Below are 23244 nucleotides of genomic sequence, written 5' to 3' on the forward strand. Positions count from 1 at the left end.
GACGCCGACGCCGAGAAGCTTCGCTAACATCGCACGAGGCCATCACCACAGGAGGAGACGAGAATGAGTACGGAACAGGAGCAACGTCGCAAACTGCTCAAGACGGGCGGCGCCCTGGCCCTCACCACCGCGCTGGGGGGCGTCGGCCGCCTCGCCCAGGCCGCCAGCCTGCCCATGGCGGAATACGACACGCTGGACGCCGTGGCCCTGGCGCAACTGGTCAAGCGCCGCCAGGTGAGCGCCGGCGAGCTGCTCGAAGCCGCGATCGCCCGCGCCGAAATCGTCAGCCCGGTGCTCAATCCCATCAATCTGCGCCATTACGAACTGGCCCGCGCGACGGCGAAAACGCTGCCCCTCGATGGTCCGCTGGCCGGCGTGCCCTATCTGCTGAAGGATCTCGGCATCGCGCTGAAGGGCACCGTCACCAGCAACGGCTGCGCCTTCTTCAAGGACGCCGTGGCCGATTACGACAGCACCCTGACCGAGCGCTACCGCAAGGCCGGGCTGGTGATCTTCGGCAAGACCACCAGCCCCGAATTCGGCCAGACCGCCACCACCGAATCCAAACTCTGGGGCCTGACCCGCAACCCCTGGAATCCGGCCTACAGTTCCGGCGGTTCCTCGGGCGGCGCCGCCGTGGCCGTGGCCACCGGCATCGTGCCGGCGGCCCACGCCAGCGACGGCGGCGGCTCGATCCGCATCCCGGCCTCCCATTGCGGGCTGTTCGGTCTCAAGCCCAGCCGCGGCCGGCTGCCGATGGGACCGAAGGCCATCGAAAACTGGATGGGCCTATCGATGCAGCACGCGATCACCCGTTCGGTGCGCGATTCCGCCCTGCTGCTGCAGATCAGCCAGGGGCCGGAAGCCGGCACCCGCGCCGCGCCGCCGGCCATGGCCGGGAATCTGCTCGAAGCCATTCGCCGCCCGAGCAAGGCGCTGCGCATCGCCCTGCTGGAAACCAACCCCTTCGGCGCCCCGATCCATCCGGAATGCCTGGCGGCGGTGCGCAAGACGGCCAAACTGTGCGAGAGCCTGGGACACCGCGTGGAAATCGCGGCGCCGGTCCTGCCCATCGGCGACATGTTCGCCGGCATGGGGGTGATGACCGCGACCGGCATGCTGACCACGGTGCGCAACCGGGAAAAGCTGCTGGGCCGGGAAGTCCGCGAAGACGAAATGGAGCCCCTCAACTGGCGCGCCCTGCGGCAGGCCAAGACCTACAGCGCCGAACAGCTCTACCGCGCCCGCGCCGCCTTCGACGAAGCCGGCCGCCTGCTGGACGAATTCCTCGGCCGCTACGACCTGATCCTCAGCCCCACCACCGCCGACCTGCCGCCCAAGCTGGGGGTGATCTCGCTCGACCGACCCTACGAGGAGTTCGCCCGCGAGGCGATGAAGGCTTCGCCGTTCACCGCCATGTTCAACATGAGCGGCCACCCCGCGATGTCGGTGCCCCTGCACTGGACGCCGGAGAACCTGCCCATCGGCAGCCAGTTCGCCGCCCGCTTCGGCGACGAACTGACCCTGCTGCGCCTGGCGGCCCAACTGGAACAGGCCGCGCCCTGGAAGGACCGCCGGCCGCCGAAGATCGGCGCTTGAGTCGTTAACATGAAAAACGAGCTTTTCCACCGGGCGGCCCCAAGGGAAACCACCGCGACACGGCGGGCACGGCGAAAATCCTCCTCGTCTTGTCAGAAGACAGAGCTTTTCCGCCGCGCCGCCTTTCCCACGATGGGGAAAAGCGCCACGCGGCGCCAGCCGCAACCTATCGGTAACCGCTACAGCGCTCCCCGTGATATCGAGCGCAGCGAGCAAATGAGAACCCCCCGGAGGGGGGCGAAGGGGGGAGAACCTCAATGAACGAACCCAAAGTCCTGACCCGCGTCGACGGCCATGTCCTGTACGTCACCATCAACCGTCCGGCGCAGATGAACGCGATCGACACCGAAACGAATTTCGCCCTCCAGGACGCGATGAACCGCTTCGCCGCCGAGGACGATCTCTGGATCGCCGTCCTGCGCGGCAGCGGCGACAAGGCGTTCTCCGCAGGCGGCGACCTCAAGGCGATGAACGCCGCGTCCAACGGCGGCCCGGCCTATCGGGTGCCGGAAACCGGCTATGGCGGCCTCACCGCCCGCTTCGATCTGGACAAGCCGGTGATCGCCGTGGTCAACGGCCTGGCCATGGGCGGCGGTTTCGAGATCGTGATGGCCGCGGACCTGGCGATCGCCGCCGACCACGCCACCTTTTCCCTGCCCGAACCCCTGGCCGGCATCGTCGCGGTCGCCGGCGGCATGCACCGCCTGCCGCGCCAGACCAGCCACAAGCGCGCCATGCAGTTGCTGCTGACCTGCGACACCATCGACGCCCGGCAGGCCCTGGAATGGGGGCTGATCAACGAAGTGGTGCCGGCCGCCGAACTGGACGCCGCCGCCGACCGCCTGGTCAGGAAAGTCCTGCGCAGCGCGCCGCTGGCGATCCGGGCCAACAAGCAGTGCGTGCAGCGCGGCCTGGGGCTTTCCCTGGAGGACGCGATCCAGCGCCAGGACAGCGGCTTCTATCCGGCGCTGGATGCGTTGCGCACCAGCCAGGACATCCTCGAGGGCATTCGCGCCTTCGCCGAGAAGCGCGCCCCGGACTGGAAGGGCCGCTGAATCGGTCTACGCCGGCGCCCGCCATTCCTCCGGCGGCGCCCAGGCCCGCCGCCATGCCGGCAATTGCGCCGCCGGCATGGGGCGGGCGATGGCGTAGCCCTGGGCCAGATGGCAGCCCAGGCTCAGCAGCAGGACACCGTGCTCGGGCGTTTCCACGCCTTCGGCGATCACCTGGCGGCCGAAGGTGCGGGCCAGGCTGATGACGCCTTCGACGATCGCGCAGTCCTCCCGGTCCGTCAGCATCTCGCGCACGAAGGACTGGTCGATCTTGAGTTCCTCGGTGGGCAGCTGGCGCAGGTAGGTGAGCGACGAGTAGCCGGTGCCGAAGTCGTCCAGCGAGAAACTCACCCCGACGGCGCGGCAGGCGCGGATGGTCTGGGATATCTGGATCATGTCCTCCACCGACGAAGATTCGAGGATTTCCAGCATCAGCTGGTTTGGCGCCACGCGGGGATGGGACTTCAACAGGGCCCGCAGGCGTTCGACGAAGTCGCGCTGCTGCAGGTGCTGGCTGGAGATATTGACGCTGACGTTGATCTGCATCCCCTGCTCGTTCCAGGAGGAAAGCTGGCGCAGCGCCGTCCCCAGCACCCATTCACCGAGGGGCAGCGCCAGCTCGGCGTTGTCGAGCATGGCCTGGAAGTGGCCGGGCGCCAGCAACCCATTCTCCGGATGCTGCCAGCGCAACAGCGCCTCCGCGCCGATCAGCCGTCCCGTGCGCATATCCACCTTGGGCTGGTAGTGGAGCTGGAGCTCGCCGGCCGCCATGGCGGCGTGAAAGCGATTGACCTGCTCGCGCTGGCTGCGGGAAGCGCGATCGTGTTCCGGATCGAACAGCCGGAAGCAATTCTTGCCCGCCTGCTTGGCCGCGTACATGGCCTGATCGGCATGCCGGATCAGCGCATCGGCGTCGTCGCCGTCGAGCGGATACAGGGTCACGCCCAGGCTGGCCGAAATGATGGTTTCCCCTTCGGGAAGCCGGTAGGGACGATTCAGCACCGAGAAAATGCGCCGCAAGGCCTGTTCGACCTCCTCCATCGCATTCATCCCGCCCAGCAGGATGACGAACTCGTCGCCCCCCAGCCGCGACACGGTGTCGGCCGTCCGCACGCAGCCGCGCAAGCGCTCCGCGGTTTCGATCAGCAGCTGGTCACCGGCTGCGTGGCCCCAGGTGTCGTTGATCGGCTTGAAGCCGTCGAGGTCGAGATAGCAGACCACCAGCAGTTCCTTCTTGCGGTTCGCCAGGGCCATCGCCTGCTGCATCCGGTCGGCCAGCAGCACGCGGTTGGGCAAGTGCGTCAGCAGATCATGGTAGGCCAGGTCCTCCAGGCGCTGCTGGCTGTGCTTGAGTTCCGTGATGTCGGAAGCGATGCCCACGTAATGAGTCACCTTGCCTTCCTCATCCAGGACCGCCGAGATCCGCAGATCCTGGACGTAGATCGAGCCATCCTTGCGGCGGTTGCGGCATTCGCCGGCCCAGGCGCGGAGGGTGAGCAGATCCCGCCACATGTCGAGATAGAAGTCGGCATCCTGCAGGCCCGACTTGAAAATCCGCGGGTTGCCGCCCACCAGTTCCTCGCGGGAATAGCCGGTGAGGCTCACGAACCGGTCATTCACATCGACGATCGTTCCATCCGGATCGGTGATCAGGATTCCGTCGGTGGCGTTGGCGAAGGCCGTCGCCGCAAGCCGCAGGCTCTCCTCGCTCTTGCGGTACTCGGTGATGTCCCGGGTCACGCACAGCACCGAGGTAATCTCGCCCTCGGCGTTGCGCATCGGCACCTCCTGGGTCTCCAGCCAGCGTTGGCCGCCTTTCAAGCCCCTGATCTCGAATTGCAGCCGCCCCGATTCGCCCTTGAGCACCCGCTCATGCAGCGCCAGGAAATCCTCGCGCCATTCGGGAGCCACGACGTCGACCACCGGCTTGCCGACCACTTGTTCGAGGCTGTCCGCCTCGAACATCGCCAATCCGGCGTGATTCACATGGCGCAGGGTGCCGTCGGGATTGGTCACCCTGATGCATTCGGGATTGGTCTCGATGATGGTGCGCAACACGATTTCCCGTTCGATCAGGCTTTGCTCCGCCGCCTTGCGGTCCGAGATATCCACCAGGAAGCCCAAGGTGCGGCCATCATCGAGCCTGACCGCCCGCAGCACCACCCACAGCACGCCGCCGTCCAGGCGATGCATCCGGTATTCGCCCTCCTCTATGTTCCCCTGGGACTCCAGCTTGGCGTTCTCCTGCCGCAGCCGTTCCAGATCCGCGGCGTCGTACAGCGTGGAGATCAGAAGGCCGATCAGCTGATTGCGGGAAGCGGCGAACAGCCGTTCCATCGCCGGGTTGACCTCGGCGATGCGCCCATCGCCATCGGTCACCACAATGGCGATGGGCGCGCCGGCAAGATAGGAACGGAACTTGGCCTCGCTGATGGAGAGCGCCTGCTCGGCATTCGATTGTTCCGTCACGTCCCGCAAGCTGGCGACCACGCCCACGACCTCGCCGCCGACGCGATAGAGCCGATACACCGCGTCCAGGACGTGCGGGAACCCGCCCGGCAGGGCGCGAGTCACCCGAAAGTGCGGCGAGCCACCGACCAGCGCCTGGGCCACATGAGGCTGGACGTCACCGTAGAACCGCTCTCCGAGGACTTCCCGCACCGGCTTGCCGACCAGGGCCTCCGGAGTGGTGCCGAAAAAACGGGCATAGGCGGGATTGACCACCCGATAGCAATGGGCGCGGTCCACGAGGGCCAGCATGTCCCCCGAGGTCTTGACGATTTCGCTGTAGCGCCGCAGCGTCCCTTCGGCCTGCCTGCGCGCCGTTTCGGCGCGTCGATCCCGGCGGTAACTCAGGCCCAGTCCGATCGACCCCGTCAGCCACAGCACGCCGTGGGAGGCCAGGAGCATCAGCAGCTCCCCGGTATGCTGGACCTCGAAAGCCTCCAGCGGCACCACCGCGCTGATGCCGCCGCGAACGTCCCCCACCCGGTAGCCCTGGCTGGCATGGCATTTCAGGCAGGACCGCTCCGTGACGATGGGCAGCATCATGCGCAGGTAGCCCTTGTCCTCGCGATAGACGATTTCCTGGAACTCCGCGGCGCCCTGCTCGAAACGCCCCAACGCCTGGGCTTCCCATGCCTGCGGCGCGTTATTCGGATTCAGCGGATCGAGGCTGGTAATGCGGTTCCGGGCACCGAACTCCCCCGCGTATTCGGTCTGAAGCTGGTTCAGCATGTAGGCCGGACTCATCAATGTCAGCGCCATGCCGTCGGCGGTCGTCACGTCCCGGCCCGGCACGTCGAGATAGGGATTCGGCGGCGTTCGCGCATCCGGCGGCACGTAAACGCCGCCATGGCTCGATGCCCAGCGGCGGAAATTGATGTCTTTCGAAATGCTGGCCCGCGCTGCGGTCACCGCGGCGCTTTCGATCCCGCTCCTCAGTTGGTACCAGCCATTGCCGACGGAGGCGATGACCAGCAGCGTCCAGATCACGGCAGTCGCCGGATAGCGGTGCCGAACAAGGGGGCGCGCGATTTCATCCATAGCCGATGCTGGACTCATGAGGTGGGTTTCACGGGTACTGGACACGACATATTGTCTCCGATATTCCAGAACCAAGCCGACTGCGCGGACCGGGTCACGCTTCCCGCCCCGCCTATAATCGCGGACCGCGCAGTGTTTCCGCCACGGCGTCTCCCCGATTTTTCCTCTGCTCCCCGCCCGGTTTCTCGCCATGCCCCTGCTGTCGCTGTCCCAAGCCTGCCTTGCCTACGGCCACGTGGCCCTGCTCGACCACGCCGATTTCCAGCTCGATGCCGGCGAGCGGGTGGCGCTGATCGGCCGCAACGGCAGCGGCAAATCCTCCCTGCTGGCCGCCCTGGCCGGCCAAAGCGGCCTGGACGACGGCCAGGTCTGGCGCCAGCCGGGACTGAAGCTGGCGTATGTGCCGCAGGAACCGCCCTTCGCGCCGGAGCAGAGCGTGTTCGACGCCGTGGTGTCCGGCATGGGCGCCGCCACCCGGCTGCTGGCCGAATGGCATCAGGTGTCGCACCAGTTGGCCGAGTCGGACGCCGACCACGAAACCCTGCTGGCGCAACTCAACCGGCTCCAGGGAGAACTGGAGTCGTTGGGCGCCTGGTCCGCGGCGAGCCAGGCCGAGCGCGCGATCCAGCGTTTCAACCTGGACCCGGACGCGTCGGTGGGCAGTCTCTCGGGCGGGCAGAAAAAGCGCCTGGCCCTGGCCCGGGCGCTCGCCGCCGGCCCCGAGGTGCTGCTGCTGGACGAACCGACCAACCACCTCGACCTGGGCGCGATCGAATGGCTGGAGGATCTGCTGCTGGAATCGGGCATCGGCCTGCTGTTCATCACCCACGACCGGCGTTTCCTCGACCGCCTGGCGACGCGCATCGTCGAACTGGACCGCGGCCGATTGGCCAGCTTTCCCGGTTCCTTCGCCGCCTATCAGGAGCGCAAGAGCCAGATGCTGCAGGACGAAGCGCTGGAGCAGGCGCGCTTCGACAAGCTGCTGGCGCAGGAGGAAGTGTGGATCCGCAAGGGCGTGGAAGCCCGCCGCACCCGCGCCGTGTTCCGCGTCCAGCGCCTGGAGCAGCTGCGCAAGGACCGCGCCGCGCGCCGGGAACGCATGGGACAGGCCCGGCTGAGCCTCGATGCCGGGGAAAAGAGCGGCCAGCTGGTGGCCGAACTGCGGGGCGTCTGCAAATCCTTCGGCGACCGCCCGGTGGTGCGGGACTTTTCCACCCGCATCCTGCGCGGCGACAAGATCGGCCTGATCGGCCCCAACGGCGCCGGCAAGACCACCCTGCTGCGCCTGATCCTCGGTGAGCTTGAGCCCGACGCCGGCAGCGTGCGCCTGGGCACCAAGCTGGAGATCGCCTATTTCGACCAGTTCCGCACCGCCCTGGACCCGGAGGCCACGCTGGCCGAGGTGATCTCGCCGGGGTCCGAGTACGTGGAGATCGGCGGCGAGCGCAAGCACGTGATCGGCTATCTGGGCGACTTCCTCTTCGCCCCGGCCCGGGCCCGCTCGCCGGTGAAGTCGCTGTCGGGCGGCGAGCGCAACCGCCTGCTGCTGGCACGCCTGTTCGCCCGTCCCGCCAACGTGCTGGTGCTGGACGAACCCACCAACGACCTGGACATCGAGACCCTGGAACTGCTGGAACAACTGCTCCAGGACTACAGCGGCACGCTGTTCCTGGTCAGCCACGACCGGACCTTCCTCGACAATGTGGTCACCCAGACCATCGCCTACGAGGGCGATGGCCGCTGGGGCGAGTACGTCGGCGGCTACGACGACTGGCTGCGGATGCGCAAGTCGGCCCCGGCCGGCGCGGCGGCCGCGGCAAAACCCGCCGCCAAGGCGGAAGGTGAGAAACAGGCCGCGCGCGCCAGGCCGGAAAAGCTGAGCTGGAAGGAGCAGAAGGAACTGGAAGCCCTGCCCGACCGCATCGCCGCGCTGGAGGCCGAACAGGCGACCCTGGCCGCCCGCCTCGAAGACCCGTCGATCCACGCCGGTCCCGCCGCGGAAGGCGCCAGGATCGCCGCCCGCCTGGGCGGGATCGAAACGGAATTGCTCGACCTGCTGGAACGCTGGGAAGTGCTGGAGGCCAAGGCCGCCGCGGCGAAATAAAGTCCATCGTCAGTCGGTTCTGGCGATGAAAGGGTAATTGTTTGATTGTTTCCTGTATAGCAACAATCTGAAGGTTTTAAAAAACCCTCAAAATGAAGAATCAGATTCCATCTGACATTGAAATTTCATGCCAACAAAAGCCACTTGAATTGTAGTCAAAAAATCTACAATACCCCTCGATTCAGCGGCCCCCTTTTCAGCGTCCCCGGCGCCGTTCCCGCTGCCGATAGCCGATCAGCGCCGGCAACGTCGTCACCGCCAGCAGCAGGCCCAGCGCCAGGGCCGGCAGCAGGACCGGGCGGTTCCACTGGTCGCGCAGCCGCTGCCGCAGACCGGCGTCGACCCGCTGGTACTTGAGGGTGTTGTTGCCCACCTTGGTCGGCTTGCGGTTGTGCAGCCACTGGTGGGCGAGCGCGTAGTCCTTGGGATGGAAGCCCCAGACCCAGGGCGCGTCGTGGCGCAGGATCGCCACCATGCGGTCGATCAGAAGCTGACGCTCGGGACCGTTGTCCATCGCCTTCATCCGTTCGAAAAGCCGGTCGTATTCCGGATTGGCGTAGTTGGCGGCATTCTCCCCCTGGTGTTTCAGCTTGCCCTGGGGGCCGTAGAGCAGGAACAGGAAGTTCTCCGGGTCGGGATAGTCGGCGTTCCAGCCGAAGTAGAAAAGCTGGGCGTTGCCTTTCAGCAGTTTTTCCTGGAAGCGGTTGTAGTCGGTGCTGCGCACCACCAGCTGCACGTCGATCTTGCGCAGCTGCTTGACCAGCCAGTCGACCCGCGACTTGGCGCCGACGCCGTTCAGCGTGGTGTCGAGGTTGATGATCAGCGGCTCGCCGCTCCTGGCGTCGCGCCCATTGGGATAGCCCGCCTCGGCGAGCAGGCGGCGGGCGACCTCGATGGAGCGGCGGCGCGGTCCCTCCCCCGTCCATTCGTACATCTCCGGGTTCATGCCGGCCTCGCCTTCGCGGTAGCCGAAGATGCCGGGCGGAATCGGCCCCTGGGCGGCGATGCCGCGGCCGTTGGCGAAGATCGAGATGAACTCCTCCTGGTCGATGGCGATGGAAATCGCCTGGCGCAGCTTGCGCGCCCGCTCCGCGGTGGCCGGATCGGCGCCGCCCACCAGCGGATCGAGCCAGTTGAAGCCCATGTACATGGTGGAGGTGGCCACCGAGGTGGCGAGCCGGATGCCCTGGCGGCGCATGTCGTCGGTCAGGCTCACTTCGCCGCCGGCGCCCACCTGCACCGCCTGGTCGAAGGAGTCCGAGGCGATGCCCGAGGCGTCGTAGTAGCCCTGGAGAAACTTGTTCCAGTACGGGATCTGCTCCTTCTCGCGGGTGAAGACCGCCTCGTCGATGAAGGGCAGCGCCTTGCCGCAATCGGCCAGCAGACCGGCCTCCCGGTCGCCCGGCGCGCCTTCGCAGGGATAGGGCTGGCCGTGGAAATTGGGATTGCGGCTCAGCACCATGCGGGCATTCGGGTCGTTCCGGGTCAGCATGTAGGGGCCGGTGCCCACCGGATACCAGTCCAGGGTCAGGTTCTTCTCCGCCATGCCCGGCTGGCTGTAGAAGCGGTCGGCCTCCCACGGAATCGGCGCGAAGAAGGGCATGGTCAGCCAGTAGAGGAACTGGGGATACTTGCCCTTGATGCGGATGCGGTAGCGATGGCGGTCCAGCGCCACCGCGCCGGCCAGGGAGAATTGGCGCAGGTCCAGCCACGGATCGGGATGGGCCCGGTCGTGATCCTGCAACGTGCCGGCCAGCTCCTTGAGGCCGACGATGTATTCCCCCATCAGCCCCAGGATCGGCGAGTGCAGGCGCGGATGGGCCAGGCGCTTGATTTCGTAGACGTAGTCCTCGGCCGTCAATTCCCGGCTGCCCTGGCGCGGGAAGTCCGCCAGGGCGCGGATGGCCGACAGATCCGCGACAGTGCCATCCATGGGCTCGGCGAAAGCCGGGTGGGGTTGATAGCGGATACCCGGCCGGAGCACGATTTCATAGTCGGTGTAGGCGATCGCGGCCGGATCGGCGGACTCCGGCAGCGGGCGCTCGTGGGCGTCCAGATAGCGGGGCCGGGGCACTTCCAGCGCCGTGGCCGGCACCACGGTATAGGGCCGCTTCAGATAGTGGTATTGCAGGGGCGGTTCGTAGATCTGGGCAGTGAAGGTGATCTCGTCCTCGCTGTAGGACTGCACCGGGTCCAGATGCTTGGGGCGTTCGGTGAAGGCGCTGTAGAGGATGTTGCGCTCCCGCTCCGTCGCCGGATAGGGGTCGTTCCAGGAGCCGCTGCAACCGGCGAGGCCAGTCAACATGAGGCTCGCCATCAATATTATCGCCTTACACATGGCGGAAAGTTTAGCCGATGCGCTGCTATATAATCCGCCGGTCATCACTGAAGGGAAGAAACACATGGGCTTTCTCGCCGGAAGGAAAATCCTGATCACCGGGCTGCTCTCCAACCGCTCCATCGCCTACGGCATCGCCAGTGCCTGTCATCGCGAGGGTGCCGAACTGGCCTTCACCTATCAGAACGATCGATTCCAGGACCGGATTGCCAAGTTCGCCGAGGAATTCGGCAGCAAACTGATTTTTCCCTGCGACGTGGCCGACGATGGCCAGATCGAAGCCCTGTTCCGCGACCTGGGCAAGACCTGGGACCGCCTCGACGGCCTGGTCCATTCGATCGCCTACGCGCCCTCCGAAGCCATCGAAGGCGACTTCCTCGACGGCATCACCCGCGACGCCTTCCGCATCGCCCACGACGTTTCTTCCTACAGCTTTCCCGCCCTGGCCAAGGCCGCCCGCCCGATGTTGCTGAAGAGCAGCAACGCCTCGGTGCTGGCGCTGACCTACCTGGGCGCCGAGCGCACCATGCCCAACTACAACACCATGGGCCTGGCCAAGGCCAGCCTGGAGGCCTCGGTGCGCTACCTGGCCTTCTGCCTCGGCCCCCAGGGCGTGCGCGCCAACGCCATTTCCGCCGGCCCGATCAAGACCCTGGCCGCCTCGGGCATCGGCAACTTCGGCAAGCTCCTGTCGTACAACGCCCACCACGCGCCGCTGCGCCGCAACGTCACCATCGAGGAAGTCGGCAATGCCGCCGCCTTCATGCTCTCCGACCTGGCCAGCGGCATCACCGGCGAAATCCTCTACGTGGACGGCGGCATCAACACCACGGCCATGGGCAACGCCGACCCCCTGCCCTGACGCCAGCCAGGACACGGCCTCCGGCTGTTGTCGACTGCTGCCGAACGCCCTGCCTGCGCGGGGCGTTTTGCTTTGAGAAACCTGATTCGCTTTAAATTGCGAATAATTCTCATTAGAATCGAATGTTCTCTATCCTGAATGGAATCCTCGCGATGAAATCCCGACGCCATCCGATCCTGCTGGCACTGCTCAGCGCCATCGCCATCACCGCCAACGCCGCGGACAAGGAACTCAACCTCTACTCGGCGCGCCACTACCAGACCGACGAAGCCCTTTACCGCAACTTCGAGAAGCAGACCGGGATCAAGATCAATCGCATCGAGGCCAAGGAAGACGAATTGCTGGAGCGTATCCGCAACGAGGGCGCCGCCAGCCCCGCGGACATCTTCATCACCGTCGATGCCGCGCGCCTGGCCAAGGCGGATGAACTGGGCCTGTTCGCCCCGGTCAAGTCCAGGCTGCTGGAGAGCCGCATTCCCGCCCACTTGCGCAGCAGCGACTGGTTCGCTTTTTCCACCCGTGCACGGGTCATCGTCTACAACAAGGCCACCCTCAAGGCCGCGGACGTGGCCAATTACGAGGACCTGGCCCTGCCCCGCCTCAAGGGGCAGATCTGCATGCGCTCCGGCAGCCATCCCTACAACATCTCGCTGCTGGCCAGCCTGATCCATCATCGCGGCGCGTCCAACGCCGAAGCCTGGGCGCGAGGGGTCGCCACCAATTTCGCCCGCGGCCCGAAAGGCGGCGACACCGACCAGATCCGCGCGGTCGCCGCCGGCGAGTGCGGCGTGACCATCGCCAACACCTATTACCTGGCGCGCATGATGCGTTCGGACAAGGCGGAAGATCGCAAGGCGATGGAGCAGGTGGGCCTCGTCTGGCCCGACCAGCAGCGCCAGGGCGCCCACATCAACATCTCCGGCGGCGGCATGCTGAAGACCGCGCCGCACAAGGAAGCCGCCGTGAAGTTCCTGGAGTACCTGGCCTCGGACCAGGCCCAGATCCATTTCGCCGACGGCAACAACGAATGGCCGGTGGTGCCCGGCGTCAAGGCCGACAACCCGGCGCTGAGCGCGATGGGCAAATTCAAGGCCGACCTGCTGCCGGTATCCACCCTGGCGAAGAACGCCGCGGAGGCCCAGAGGATTTTCGACCGCGTCGGCTGGCGCTAAGGTCCGCTCTCGGCCGGGCGCCCGTCAGCAGCCGGTAGCCGCCCGTCCGCGGGCGATCTGCCGGGCCAGCAGGATGATGGGCAGCAGTCCCACCGCCACGATGGCCAGCGCCGGAATGGAAGCTTCGCCCAGGCGCTCGTCGGCCGCCAGGGTGTAGGTCTGGGTGGCCAGGGTATCGAAGTTGAATGGCCGCATCACCAGGGTCGCGGGCAGTTCCTTCATCACTTCGACGAACACCAGCAGCATCGCCGTCAGCAGGCTGCCCCGCAGCAGGGGCAGGTGGACCCGACCCAGGGTCTGCCCCTGCCCGCAACCCAGGCTGCGGGCGGCGTCGTCCATGCTGCCGGTGATGCGGCTCATGCCGGATTCCACCGTTTGCAGCGCCACCGAAAGGAAGCGCGCCACATAGGCATAGACCAGGGCGGCGATGCCGCCGGTCAGGATCAGCCCCGGATGCGTGCCCGAAAACTGCTGCCAGAGCCCGGCCAGGGCGTGATCCAGGCGCGTCACCGGGATCAGCACACCCACCGCGATCACCGACCCCGGCACCGCATAGCCCAGGCTGGCCAGGCGCGCCGACCATTGCGCCAGGCGTTGCCGGGTGCGGACCGCATGGCGGGCGCCGTAGGCGACCAGCAGCGCGAGGCCGGCCGCCAGGAATGCCGCGATCAGCGCCAGGATCAGGCTGTTCCGCGCCAGGTCGAAGAATCGGCGTCCCGGCATGCCATCGACGCTGCCTTCGTCCGCCAGGGCCAGTTGCAGCAACAGGCCGGCCGGCAGCAGGAAACCGACCACGATCGGCAGCGCGCAGCCCAGGATCGCCAGGACCGCCGGGAACCCCCGCAAGTGCTGGCGCACGGCGCGGCGGCCGCTGGTGTCGTGGTAGCGTGCCTGGCCGCGACTGGCTTGCTCCAACGCCAATAGCAGCAGTACGAAACCCAGCAAGCAGGCCGCCAGCTGGGCCGCCGCGGTCCGGTCGCCGAGGGAGAACCAGGCCCGGTAGATGCCGGTGGTGAAGGTCGGCAAGGCGAAGTAGGCCACGGTGCCGTAGTCGGCGAGGGTTTCCATCAGCGCGAGCGCCATCCCCGCGGCGATCGCCGGCCGGGCCAGGGGAATCGAGACGCCGAAGAAGGCGCGCACCGGCGACAGGCCCAGCACCCGCGCCGCCTCGATCATGCCGCCGGCCCGCTCCAGGAAGGCGGTGCGCGCCAGCAGATAGACGTACGGGTAGAGCACGCAACTGAACAGGACGATGGCGCCGCCCAGGCTGCGCACGTCGGGAAACCAGTAGTCGCCGCGGCGCCAGCCGAACGCTTCGCGCAGCCAGGTCTGCACCGGCCCGACGAACTGCAGGAAATCGGTGTAGGCATAGGCCAGCACATAGGCAGGCATGGCCATCGGCAGCAGCAGCAGCCACTCGAACTGGCGCCGGCCGGGAAACTCGTGGAGCGCCGCCAGCCACGCCGCGCCCGTGCCGACACTGGTCACGCCGATGCCGACGCCGATGCACAGCAGCGCGGAATTGCCGATGTATTCCAGCAGCACGGTATCGACCAGATGGCGCCAGGTGTCGCCGGTGCCGCCCGTGAATAGATTGGTTCCCACGGATAGCACCGGCATGGCCACCAGCAGGGCGATCAAGGTACAGACGGCGGTCAGGGGCAGGCGCAAGGTGGCTGAATGAGGCTACGTGGAAGGCCGATTGATTATAATTGAGAGCTACTCTCAACTGTTGCGCCACTGGCGATTCCATCATGCCCTTGCTGGAACTGCACAGCATCACCCAGGCCTACGGCGATCACGTCGTGGTCCGCGATCTGAGCCTTTCCCTGGCGCAGGGGCAGATCGCCTGTCTGCTGGGCGCCTCCGGATGCGGCAAGACCACCGTACTGCGCTGCATTGCCGGATTCGAGCCGGTGCAGCGGGGGCGGATACTGCTGGACGGCCGCGAGGTCAGCGGCCAGGTCCACGTGGCGCCGGAACACCGGCAGATTGGCATGGTGTTCCAGGATTACGCCCTGTTTCCGCATCTGAGCGTACGGGACAACATCGGTTTCGGCATGGGACGCGCCTCGCGCGACGAGCGGCGCATTCGCGTCGAGGAACTGCTGGAGCGAGTCGGCCTGGCCGGCCAAGACCGCAAATACCCCCACCAGCTTTCCGGCGGCCAGCAACAGCGGGTGGCCCTGGCGCGGGCGCTGGCGCCGCGCCCGCGCCTGATCCTCCTGGACGAACCTTTTTCCAGCCTGGATGTGGAACTGCGGGAACGGCTTTCCCTGGAGGTGCGTGACATTCTCAAGGCCATGGGCACCTCCGCCGTCCTGGTGACCCACGACCAGCACGAGGCTTTCGCCGTGGCCGACGTGGTGGGGGTGATGCGGGAGGGCCGCATCGAGCAATGGGACACGCCCTACCAGCTCTATCACTGCCCCGCCACCCGCTATGTGGCCGACTTCATCGGCCAGGGCGTGCTGCTGCCCGGCGAAGTGGCCGGCCCCGGGACGGTGCGGATGGAACTGGGCCTGCTGCACAGCAGGCTGCCCTTGGAGTGCGCCGCCGACTGCGTCGCCAGCGGCCGCAACTGCGCGCTGGACGTTCTGCTGCGGCCGGATGACGTGGTCCATGACGATGCCGCGCCGGTGCGCGCCGTCGTGGTGGGCAAGACCTTCAAGGGCGCGGAGTTCCTCTACACCTTGCGCTTGCCCTCGGGGCACCAGGTGTTGTCGCTGGTCCCCTCCCATCACGATCATGCGCTGGGCGAGAAAATCGGCATTCGCCTGGACGTGGATCACGTGGTGGCCTTTCCCCCGCGTCCATGAGCAAACACCCGTCCGACGCATTCATTTTCCCGCCGGTCGAGCAGGCGCTCGCCGACCCCAACGGTTTGCTGGCGGTGGGCGGCGATCTGTCCTCGGCGCGGCTGCTGGCGGCCTACCGGCGCGGCATTTTTCCCTGGTTCTCGCCCGGCGATCCCATTCTCTGGTGGTCGCCAGACCCCCGCATGGTGCTGTTTCCCGAGGAGATCAAAATCCGCACCTCGCTGGCGCGCACCTTGCGCAACAGCGCCTACGAAGTGCGCCTGGACACCGCCTTCGACCAAGTGCTCCAGCATTGCGCGGAGACGCCGCGCCACGGCCAGCGCGGCACCTGGATCACCGCCGAGATGCGGGCCGCCTACCGCGCGCTGCACCGGCAGGGCTACGCCCACAGCGTGGAAACCTGGATCGATGGAACATTGGCCGGCGGGCTGTACGGCATCGCGATCGGCCGGGTTTTCTACGGCGAATCCATGTACGCCCACCGGCGCGATGCCTCCAAGATCGCGCTGGCGCATCTTTGCCTATATTTGAAACGTCGGGAATTCGGCATAATCGACTGCCAGATGGAAACCGCGCATCTGGCGTCGATGGGCGCCCGCCCCATCCCTCGCCGCCGGTTTCTCGATCTGCTGGAAGACCTCACGGCGCAAGGCGGGTCGCCCGGTCCCTGGCCGGCCGACGGAATTCTGGACGCCTACCGGAATCCGGCAGGCCGGAAGCAACGCCCCTGACCAGGACAGGCCGGTACATGCAGGTGCATGCAACGTTCCCGAACTCCATGACCCATCCCCGCGACTTTCCCGCCTTCTCCCTGTTGCAGTTCTATGCAACGGCCCCCTACGGCTGCTCCTATCTGCCGGGCCGGGTCGCGCGCTCCCAGGTCGCCACGCCGGCCCATCTGATCGACAGCGAGCTGTTCGGCCAACTGCTGCGCGCCGGCTTCCGGCGCAGCGGCGCCTTCACCTACCGGCCTCATTGCGACGGCTGCCAGGAATGCCATCCGGTGCGGATTCCAGTAGCGGCGTTCCATCCCGACCGCAGCCAGCGCCGGGCTCGGCAACAGCATCAGAACCTCGTCGCCATCGAGCGGCCGCTGGTTTTCCGCGAAGAGCATTACCAGCTCTACCAGCGCTACCAGGTCGCGCGGCATCAGGGCGGCGGCATGGACCAGGACAGCCGCGACCAGTACTCCCACTTTCTGCTCCAGAGTCACGTGGATAGCCATCTGGTGGAATTCCGCGAGCGGGAAGAGCTGCGCATGGTCAGCATCATCGACGTGATCAGCGACGGCCTGTCCTCGGTATATACCTTCTACGATCCGGACATTGCGCCCAGCAGCTTCGGCACCTATGCCGTCCTTTGGCAAATCGCCCAGTGCCGGCGCCTGGGGCTGCCCCACGTCTATCTCGGCTACTGGATCCGCGACAGCCGGAAAATGGCCTACAAGGCCAGATACCATCCGCTGGAAATCCTGCACAAGGGCCAGTGGCAACCGCTTGAAAACCTTCTGAATCCTGTTTGACGATCCAACCCATGCTGCCTTATTGCCTGATCCGTCCCTTGCTGTTTTCCCTGGGCGCCGAATCCGCCCATGAAGCCACCCTCGCCGGCCTCAAGCGCCTGGAGCGCCTGGGACTGCTTTTCCCGCCCACGACCCAGGGCAGGCCCGTCAAGGTGATGGGCATCGACTTTCCCAACCGGGTGGGCCTGGCCGCCGGCCTCGACAAGAACGGCGAATGCATCGATGCCTGGGGCAAGCTGGGTTTCGGTTTTGTCGAAATCGGCACCGTCACGCCCCGCCCGCAGCCCGGCAATCCCAGGCCACGCCTGTTCCGGCTGCCGGAGCGGCAGGCCATCATCAATCGCATGGGCTTCAACAACCACGGCGTCGACGCCCTGCTCGCCAACGTGCGCCAGGCTCGATTCAAGGGCGTGCTCGGGATCAACATCGGCAAGAATTTCGACACCCCGATCGAGCGGGCCGCCGACGATTACCTGATCTGCCTGGACAAGGTCTATGGCGCCGCCAGCTATGTGACGGTCAACATTTCCAGTCCCAACACCAAGAATCTGCGCCAGTTGCAGGGCGAATCGGAACTGGACGCCCTGCTGGGCGCGCTCAAGCAGCGACAGACGGCCCTGGCGGACAAGCACGGCCGCTATGTGCCTCTGGCCCTGAAAATCGCCCCCGACCTGGAAGACGACCAGATCGCCATGATCGCCGACGCCCTGCGCCGGCATCGCATCGACGCGGTGATCGCCACCAACACCACCCTGGACCGCCACGGCGTGGAGGGACTGGCGCACGCGGGGGAAGCCGGCGGCTTGTCCGGCGCCCCCCTGTTCGAGAAATCCACCGCGGTGGTTCGCGCCCTGGCGATCGCCCTGGGCGACGAACTGCCGATCATCGCGGCCGGCGGAATCACCGACGGCCAACGGGCGAAGGCCAAGCTGGACGCGGGCGCCGCGCTGGTGCAGATCTATTCGGGGCTGATTTTCCGGGGGCCGGAGCTGATCCAGGAGTGCGTCGGCGCAACGGCATAGAAAGCGGATGGATTTTTGGTTATCCACCCTGATCCGATGGGTATTCTTTCCGGGTATTATTGTTTGCAGATTGACATCTATTTATCCTGATCCACGGAGCCATCACAAATGTCACTGCGCAACCGGCTGGTCCTCGTCCTGTCAGTTCTCGCGATAGCGACCGTCGTCGCCAACGGCTTTAGCTTCCTGATGTTCATGCGTCTCGCCGACGAAGCCGGCAAGTTGGATGGCCGTTTGATGGAGATGGCCCAATCGACCCAATGGTGGATCATCGGGGTCACCCTGACCGCCTCCGCGGTGGGTCTGGCGGCTTTCGTGCAACTGGTGCGCATCCTGCTCAGCCTGCTCGGCGGCGAGCCGCAATACGCGGCCAACGTGGTGAAAAGGATTTCCGACGGCGACCTGGCGTTCCGTATCGAAGTCCAGCGTGGCGACAGCAACAGTCTGCTGGCGGCGATCGCCGGTCTGCAGGGCAGCCTGGGCAACATGGCCAGGCAGCTGACCGAAGCGGCGAGCAAGGTCCGCGCGACCACCTCCCAATTCACCGCCATGACCGCCGACATCCAGCAGAAAACCGCCGTACAGAACGATGTGGCCGTCACGTCGGTCGATGTCGTCGGCGCGCTGGCCTCCGCGCTGGAAGGCGTGGCCACCGAAGCGGCCGACGCCAGCGGTCTCGCCGAAGCCAGCAAATCGCGCTCCGAGGACAGCATCAACAATCTCACCCGCACCATTCAGGACCTTTCCCAGGCCAGCGTCGCCGTGCAGGGTGCCGCCCAGACCGCCAAGGCTTTCATCGACAGCGCGAAGTCGATCACCACCATGACCCAGGAGGTGAAGGAGATCGCCGATCAGACCAACCTCCTGGCCCTCAATGCCGCGATCGAGGCCGCACGGGCTGGCGAGCAGGGGCGGGGCTTCGCCGTGGTGGCCGACGAAGTGCGCAAACTGGCGGAAAAATCCGCGGCCACGGCCAACGAAATCGATACGGTCACCAATGCGTTGGGGAGCCAGTCGGACATCGTCGAATCGTCGCTGCGGCATGGCCAGGAAGCGCTGGTCACCATGCAGCAGCATCTCGACCATGTGGCGGCAACCCTCCACGAAGCAAACAACGTCGCTTCCCAGACCTCCGAGGGCATGAAGCGGATTCTGACCTCGGTCAGGGAACAGGTCGCCTCCAGCGAATCCATCGGCGGCAGTATCAAACACATCGCCGGCATGGCCGAATCCAACGGCAACGCGGCGCTTCAGGTCGCCGAGGAAGCCCAGCAACTGGAATCGCTGGCCGGAGACCTCGAAAAGACGGTGAAGCGCTTTCGTTTGCAGTAACCGCTACGGGGAGTCACCCCTCCCCTGCTCCGGTCGCCGACGTTTCACCGGCTGACGGAGCCGCTTCGAGCCCCAGCTTGTTCATCAGGGTCTGGTGGTCGATATGCAGCAACTCCTCGATCGCACGATAATCGTCGGGCAGGGCCAGGTCGTCCCAGCCATTGCCCGAATGCCGCGCCAGATCGCAGGCCAGCATCACGTTGCGGACGCGAGGATTGTCGGCTTGCCCGGCGTCCATCAGCGTGGTCAACAGCGTGGGGAGGTGCCATTGCTTCACCAGCGCCATCTGCAGATCGTCCAGTTTGACGTTGAATACCATTCTCTGGGCAACCGAAGAGCGCAGATGCCTGTCGTTGGCCTGCAGTTCACGCACCTTCAGCGCAAGGCCGGGCGCGAAGCACCACATCAACATGTCGCATGAGTAACGCAGCAGCGCCGCGACGGTGATTTCATCCACATCCAGATCATGGCGCATCACCGCCCAGTCCCGCGCCCAGCCCGCCGCCCGCCGGGCCCGGGCAATCACTTTGAGCAGCCCCAGCAAGGCCCGAGGGTGGGACTTGAGCCTGTCCTCGATCAGAGGCAGGTTCTCGAAGTCTCGAAAGAACGGCCCCATGCCGATCATCATCAAGGCGCGCTCGATCGTGGTGATGTCGGTCAACTGCCTATGGCTGCGGTGCTTTTCGATGTAATTCAACACACGCAACGTCAACAATGGGTCCCGCAGGATCACCACCGCCAATGCACGGCCATTCATGGATTCGGCACGTTCCCGCATCTCGTCCAGTTGCTGCAGCGTATGGCGCAGCACCGGCAAATCTGCTACCTCGTAGTATGCGGACCAGGCTTCGATGTCAGCGAAGGGAGACTCGATCATGAGAAAAACCGTTCCGTGAGAAGAAGTATCAACCAACCGAGCCCGACGTCAGTCAATGCCTGTGCAAAACCGCAAGACAATGAAACCATCCAGCACGACGGGATGAAACCATGCGATACACCCCTCTGTCCATTCAGGTGCTATCGTGATCGACAACGCTTACCGGAGGAGAGCCATCATGAGATCCCTTAAGGGTCTGTTCTTGTTGATTTTCGCCCTGTGCGCCGCTGCCGCGGCTCGGAGCGAAGTCAGCGTTTCCCTGATTTCGCCGGAAAAGTACCAGGATGTCGGTATCCATCAACGCGATATCGATCGCACCCTGCGCGGCCTGGAACAGCATCTGCGGCAGATGGGGAAAAAATACCTGCCCGCCACGCAGAATATGAAAGTCGAGATACTGGACGTCGATCTCGCTGGGCGCTATGAAAGTTTTCGCCTCCGCCGCACCGACGACGTCCGCGTCCTGAAGGCGGAGGACTGGCCGCGCGTCAAATTGCGCTACACGCTGACGGAGGGCGACAAGGTCCTGCGGCAGGGCGAGGAGTGGGTCTCGGACATCAATTACCTGGAGCGGGTCAATACATATCCCCAGTCCGATCCGCTGCGCTACGAAAAATTGATGCTGGAGGAGTGGTTCAGGTCGAACCTGAAAAACCAGCCGTAAAAAACCCGCTAGGCCAGTGGCAAAGCGGGTTCTCGACGGGTTGTCCTGGTGGGTGCTGACGGGTTCGAACCGCCGACATTCGCCTTGTAAGGGCGACGCTCTACCAACTGAGCTAAGCACCCGATGCGCCTCAAGCCGGGCGAGAGACGCGGGACGCGAATTATATGGGAGCCACCTCGATTTTGACAGGACCTTGACGATGACCCTGCCCTGTCCTGAGTGCTGAACTGGCGCCCCGGAGACGAATCGAACGTCCGACCTACCCCTTAGGAGGGGGTTGCTCTATCCACTGAGCTACCAGGGCCCATGACCCGCGGGGGGCGATTCTACCCCGTGTCGCCGCATGATGTGCTCAAGCCTCCAGGGAAATTTTCCGCGGCCAGGGTCGGTTGGAGAGCGTCTTTCCAAAGCGCCAGCTTGCGCTCGAAGGACAGCGTGTAGGCGGGGCTGGTGGAGGGAAGCAGCCGGGTCTCGTACCCCAGCGCCGCCAGTTGCGGAGCGAACTTTCCCGCCGTGGTGCCGTTGAAGCAGACCCGCGTCAGCGACGGGGCAAGCGCCTTCAAGCGCCGGAAGTCGTTGGCCTGGGCGTCCCTGATCGCGGTATCGAGACTCCCCTGGCGCCGGCAGCGTCCATAAACGTCCCAGACGGCGAAGCCCGCCTGGCGCACCGCCGCCTGCACGTCTTCATAGTCCATGGACAGCAGCGGCCGCTCCAGCACCTGGGCCAGAACCCGCCAGAACTGGTTGCGGGAATGGGCATAGTAGTGCCCCGCCTCCAGCGACGCCACGGAAGGAAAGCTGCCCAGGATCAGGATCCGGGCACCGGCGTCGATGATCGGCGGCAGGCCATGCAATAGCGGCGGGGTCACGGCTGCTGCGCCGATTCATCCCGCCTTGCGGCCGAGCATTCCTTTCAGGCTTTCCTGAATATCGGCGGGGATCACCACGGTTTTGGCGTTCTCCGACTTCGACAGGTTGCCGATCGCGGCGATGTACTTCTCGCCCAGCAGGTAGCGCATCGGCGCATCCTCCTGGCCGATCGCGGTACTGACGCGCTTGATGGCCTCGGCACTGGCCTCCGCCAAGGTCACCTGCGCCTCGGCCTGCAGGCGCGCCGCCTGCAGCTGGGCCTCGGCGTTGAGGATGGTGGCCTGCTTGTTGCCCTCGGCCTTGGTCACCATGGCCTTGCGCTCGCGCTCGGCGGAGGCCTGGGCCTCCATGGCTCGTTGCATCGACTCGGACGGCTTGATGTCCTGGATTTCCACCGACTTCACCGTCAGGCCCCAGTCGATGGCCTCGTCGGCGATGCTCTCCCGCAGGCGGGCCTTGATCTTGTCCCGATTGGAAAGCGCCTCGTCCAGGTTCATCTCGCCAATGATGGAGCGCAGGGTGGTCATGATCATGTTGCGGATCGCCTCGGCGAAATCCGTCACCCCATAGACCGCCTTGATCGGGTCCGTCACCTTGATGAAGGCGATGGCGTTGGTGAGGATCACCGCATTGTCCTTGGTGATCACCTCCTGTTCCTGCACGTCGAGGATGATGTCCTTGGTCACCAGCTTGTAGGCGATACGGTCCAGGTAGGGAATGATCACCGACAGCCCCGGCAGCAGGGTGCCGTGATACTTGCCCAGGCGCTCGACGATCCACTCCTCCCCCTGGGGTACGATGCGCACCCCCTTGAGCAGGGTGACGATGGCAAATACCAGCAGGGCAACGACAAACAGTTCCATCTCGAATCTCCTCTCGCCTCGATCAGGCTTTGGCTACCTTCAACAGGCTGCCTTCCACGGCAACCACCTTGACCCGCTCGCCGGCATTGATCGCCTCGTCGGCGATGCAAGGCCAGATATCCGCCCCGAGCACCGGTTTCTGCAGCCGCACTTCGCCGCGCTGGAAGGGCCCCACGGCACGGGAAAGCAGCCCCACCTCCCCCACCACGCTGGGATCGGAGGCGCCGATGCGGGTCTTGAGCTGGCCGGGCTTGAAGAAACGGAACCAGACCGCCGTCAGCGCCAACGACACCAGCAGCCACAGCGCCAGTTGCGCAGTCCAGCCGATCGCGACCAGCGCCAACGCCAGAGCCACCACCAATGCCCCGGCGCCGAACCAGATCAGCACGAAGGCCGGCACCGCCAGTTCCGACAGAATCAGGACGATGCCCGCCACCGCCCAGTGCCACCACTCGGGGTTCAGATCCATCGAATCACGCTCCTTTGAAATGAACTGCCGGGCAACATTGTAATGCCCGGCCGGCGCTGGACGCCGTTGCCAAACGGCATGACACTGTGCGCCCGACTCCAGTGGACGACGCGCAGCCGCCGGGCCTCCGTTG

At 65.6% G+C, this 23244-nt stretch carries 18 protein-coding genes and 2 tRNA genes; 11 read left to right on the forward strand and 9 right to left on the reverse strand.

What is annotated here, in order from left to right; genetic code table 11:
- Positions 1-63 precede the first annotated feature (63 nt).
- A complete protein-coding gene (locus B9N43_RS03850) occupies positions 64-1599 on the forward strand; it encodes an amidase (protein ID WP_145841007.1) in 1536 nt (511 codons plus the stop codon).
- 257 nt (positions 1600-1856) lie between these two features.
- Positions 1857-2654 carry an enoyl-CoA hydratase-related protein gene (locus B9N43_RS03855; RefSeq protein WP_145841008.1) on the forward strand — a complete coding sequence of 266 codons (798 nt, stop codon included), beginning with the start codon at positions 1857-1859 and terminating at the stop codon, positions 2652-2654.
- A 6-nt stretch (positions 2655-2660) separates the two neighbouring features.
- On the opposite strand, the gene B9N43_RS03860 is transcribed toward B9N43_RS03855, so the two are convergent.
- Positions 2661-6197, reverse strand: a complete 3537-nt coding sequence (locus B9N43_RS03860) for a PAS domain S-box protein (RefSeq protein WP_186453968.1) — start codon at positions 6195-6197, stop codon at positions 2661-2663.
- Positions 6198-6387: 190 nt separating this feature from the next.
- Here B9N43_RS03860 and B9N43_RS03865 point away from each other — a divergent pair, with 190 nt between their 5' ends.
- Complete coding sequence (locus B9N43_RS03865; protein ID WP_145841010.1) at positions 6388-8301, forward strand: ATP-binding cassette domain-containing protein; 1914 nt, start codon at positions 6388-6390, stop codon at positions 8299-8301.
- Between the two features lie 196 nt (positions 8302-8497).
- Here B9N43_RS03865 and B9N43_RS03870 read toward each other — a convergent pair whose 3' ends face one another.
- Entirely contained in the window at positions 8498-10606 is a 2109-nt protein-coding gene (locus B9N43_RS03870) for an ABC transporter substrate-binding protein (RefSeq protein ID WP_222428790.1), read from the reverse strand.
- 97 nt (positions 10607-10703) lie between these two features.
- Here B9N43_RS03870 and fabI point away from each other — a divergent pair, with 97 nt between their 5' ends.
- Together fabI and B9N43_RS03880 are read left to right on the forward strand one after the other, a co-directional pair.
- The gene (gene fabI, locus B9N43_RS03875) at positions 10704-11501 is read left to right on the forward strand and encodes an enoyl-ACP reductase FabI (protein WP_145841012.1); all 798 of its coding nucleotides are present in this window, start codon (positions 10704-10706) and stop codon (positions 11499-11501) included.
- Positions 11502-11653: 152 nt separating this feature from the next.
- The gene (locus tag B9N43_RS03880; RefSeq protein ID WP_145841013.1) at positions 11654-12673 is read left to right on the forward strand and encodes a Fe(3+) ABC transporter substrate-binding protein; all 1020 of its coding nucleotides are present in this window, start codon (positions 11654-11656) and stop codon (positions 12671-12673) included.
- A 24-nt stretch (positions 12674-12697) separates the two neighbouring features.
- Here B9N43_RS03880 and B9N43_RS03885 read toward each other — a convergent pair whose 3' ends face one another.
- Positions 12698-14344, reverse strand: a complete 1647-nt coding sequence (locus B9N43_RS03885; RefSeq protein ID WP_261379383.1) for an ABC transporter permease — start codon at positions 14342-14344, stop codon at positions 12698-12700.
- A gap of 83 nt (positions 14345-14427) precedes the next feature.
- Between B9N43_RS03885 and B9N43_RS03890 the strand changes: the two genes are divergently transcribed.
- The 5 genes from B9N43_RS03890 to B9N43_RS03910 all read left to right on the forward strand — a co-directional run bounded on the left by B9N43_RS03890 (position 14428) and on the right by B9N43_RS03910 (position 19368).
- Positions 14428-15492: an ABC transporter ATP-binding protein gene (locus B9N43_RS03890; RefSeq protein WP_145841014.1), complete on the forward strand. Its 1065-nt coding sequence runs from the start codon at positions 14428-14430 to the stop codon at positions 15490-15492.
- Positions 15489-16223 carry a leucyl/phenylalanyl-tRNA--protein transferase gene (gene aat / locus B9N43_RS03895; protein WP_145841015.1) on the forward strand — a complete coding sequence of 245 codons (735 nt, stop codon included), beginning with the start codon at positions 15489-15491 and terminating at the stop codon, positions 16221-16223. Before B9N43_RS03890 ends, aat begins: the two co-directional genes overlap by 4 nt.
- A gap of 17 nt (positions 16224-16240) precedes the next feature.
- Entirely contained in the window at positions 16241-17014 is a 774-nt protein-coding gene (locus B9N43_RS03900; protein ID WP_409994724.1) for an arginyltransferase, read from the forward strand.
- Between the two features lie 14 nt (positions 17015-17028).
- The gene (locus B9N43_RS03905) at positions 17029-18036 is read left to right on the forward strand and encodes a quinone-dependent dihydroorotate dehydrogenase (protein ID WP_186454046.1); all 1008 of its coding nucleotides are present in this window, start codon (positions 17029-17031) and stop codon (positions 18034-18036) included.
- Positions 18037-18144: 108 nt separating this feature from the next.
- The gene (locus B9N43_RS03910) at positions 18145-19368 is read left to right on the forward strand and encodes a methyl-accepting chemotaxis protein (RefSeq protein ID WP_145841018.1); all 1224 of its coding nucleotides are present in this window, start codon (positions 18145-18147) and stop codon (positions 19366-19368) included.
- Between the two features lie 13 nt (positions 19369-19381).
- On the opposite strand, the gene B9N43_RS03915 is transcribed toward B9N43_RS03910, so the two are convergent.
- On the reverse strand, positions 19382-20245 hold the full coding sequence (locus B9N43_RS03915; RefSeq protein WP_145841019.1) for an HDOD domain-containing protein: 864 nt from the start codon (positions 20243-20245) through the stop codon (positions 19382-19384).
- A 178-nt stretch (positions 20246-20423) separates the two neighbouring features.
- Here B9N43_RS03915 and B9N43_RS03920 point away from each other — a divergent pair, with 178 nt between their 5' ends.
- Positions 20424-20909 carry a DUF3016 domain-containing protein gene (locus B9N43_RS03920; protein WP_145841020.1) on the forward strand — a complete coding sequence of 162 codons (486 nt, stop codon included), beginning with the start codon at positions 20424-20426 and terminating at the stop codon, positions 20907-20909.
- Positions 20910-20955: 46 nt separating this feature from the next.
- On the opposite strand, the gene B9N43_RS03925 is transcribed toward B9N43_RS03920, so the two are convergent.
- The 5 genes from B9N43_RS03925 to B9N43_RS03945 all read right to left on the reverse strand — a co-directional run bounded on the left by B9N43_RS03925 (position 20956) and on the right by B9N43_RS03945 (position 23111).
- A tRNA-Val gene (locus B9N43_RS03925) sits at positions 20956-21031 on the reverse strand.
- Positions 21032-21137: 106 nt separating this feature from the next.
- Positions 21138-21213, reverse strand: a tRNA-Arg gene (locus B9N43_RS03930).
- 22 nt (positions 21214-21235) lie between these two features.
- Positions 21236-21778 carry a DNA-deoxyinosine glycosylase gene (locus B9N43_RS03935; RefSeq protein WP_145841021.1) on the reverse strand — a complete coding sequence of 181 codons (543 nt, stop codon included), beginning with the start codon at positions 21776-21778 and terminating at the stop codon, positions 21236-21238.
- Between the two features lie 15 nt (positions 21779-21793).
- A complete protein-coding gene (locus B9N43_RS03940; protein WP_145841022.1) occupies positions 21794-22642 on the reverse strand; it encodes an SPFH domain-containing protein in 849 nt (282 codons plus the stop codon).
- 22 nt (positions 22643-22664) lie between these two features.
- Positions 22665-23111: an NfeD family protein gene (locus tag B9N43_RS03945; RefSeq protein ID WP_145841023.1), complete on the reverse strand. Its 447-nt coding sequence runs from the start codon at positions 23109-23111 to the stop codon at positions 22665-22667.
- Positions 23112-23244 lie beyond the last annotated feature (133 nt).

Origin of the sequence: Denitratisoma sp. DHT3 (assembly GCF_007833355.1) — a bacterium.
Classification (GTDB): domain Bacteria; phylum Pseudomonadota; class Gammaproteobacteria; order Burkholderiales; family Rhodocyclaceae; genus Denitratisoma.